Origin of the sequence: Rhodanobacter aciditrophus (assembly GCF_050026795.1) — a bacterium.
Taxonomy (GTDB): Bacteria; Pseudomonadota; Gammaproteobacteria; order Xanthomonadales; family Rhodanobacteraceae; genus Rhodanobacter_A.
In genome coordinates this window covers 1-1191 of record NZ_JALBWP010000002.1, presented here as the reverse complement: position 1 = coordinate 1191, position 1191 = coordinate 1, and the positions used below count along the sequence as shown (strand labels likewise).

The 1191-nt window shown below is 66.2% G+C and carries 1 protein-coding gene; it reads left to right on the top strand.

Translation table 11 applies throughout. The features are described from left to right. Positions 1 to 1191 carry an elongation factor Tu gene (tuf, locus tag ACQGNW_RS00010; protein ID WP_426661014.1) on the top strand — a complete coding sequence of 397 codons (1191 nt, stop codon included), beginning with the start codon at positions 1 to 3 and terminating at the stop codon, positions 1189 to 1191.

Here is a 1191-nt window from a genome sequence, read left to right as displayed (position 1 = left end):
ATGGCAAAGGGCAAGTTCGAGCGCACCAAGCCCCACGTGAACGTGGGTACGATCGGTCACGTGGACCACGGCAAGACGACGCTGACGGCGGCGCTGACGAAGGTTGGTGCGGAGCGTTTCGGCGGCGAATTCAAGGCCTACGACGCGATCGACGCGGCGCCGGAAGAGAAGGCGCGCGGTATCACGATCTCGACGGCGCATGTGGAATACGAGTCGCCGGTGCGCCACTACGCGCACGTGGACTGCCCGGGCCATGCGGACTACGTGAAGAACATGATCACGGGTGCGGCGCAGATGGACGGCGCGATCCTGGTGTGCTCGGCGGCGGACGGCCCGATGCCGCAGACGCGCGAGCACATCCTGCTGTCGCGCCAGGTGGGCGTGCCGTACATCGTGGTATTCCTGAACAAGGCGGACATGGTGGACGACGCCGAGCTGCTGGAGCTCGTCGAGATGGAAGTGCGCGAGCTGCTGTCGAAGTACGACTTCCCTGGCGACGACACGCCGATCATCAAGGGTTCGGCGCTGAAGGCGCTGGAAGGTGACCAGAGCGAAATCGGCGTGCCGGCGATCATCAAGCTGGTGGACGCGCTGGACAGCTACATTCCGGAGCCGGTGCGCGAGATCGACAAGCCGTTCCTGATGCCGGTCGAGGACGTGTTCTCGATCTCGGGTCGCGGCACGGTGGTGACCGGTCGCGTGGAGCGCGGCATCATCAAGGTCGGCGAGGAAATCGAGGTGGTGGGCATCCGCCCGACGCAGAAGACCACGGTGACCGGCGTGGAGATGTTCCGCAAGCTGCTGGACCAGGGCCAGGCGGGCGACAACGTGGGTCTGCTGCTGCGCGGCCTGAAGCGCGACGACGTGGAGCGCGGGCAGGTGCTGGCGAAGCCGGGCACGATCACGCCGCACACGGACTTCGAGGCCGAGGTGTACGTGCTGTCGAAGGAGGAGGGCGGCCGTCACACCCCGTTCTTCAAGGGCTACCGTCCGCAGTTCTACTTCCGCACCACGGACGTGACCGGCGCGGTGCAGCTGCCGGAAGGCGTGGAGATGGTGATGCCGGGCGACAACGTGAAGATGGTGGTGAGCCTGATCCACCCGATCGCGATGGACGAGGGCCTGCGTTTCGCGATCCGCGAGGGCGGCCGCACCGTCGGCGCCGGCGTGGTGGCCAAGGTCATCAAGTAA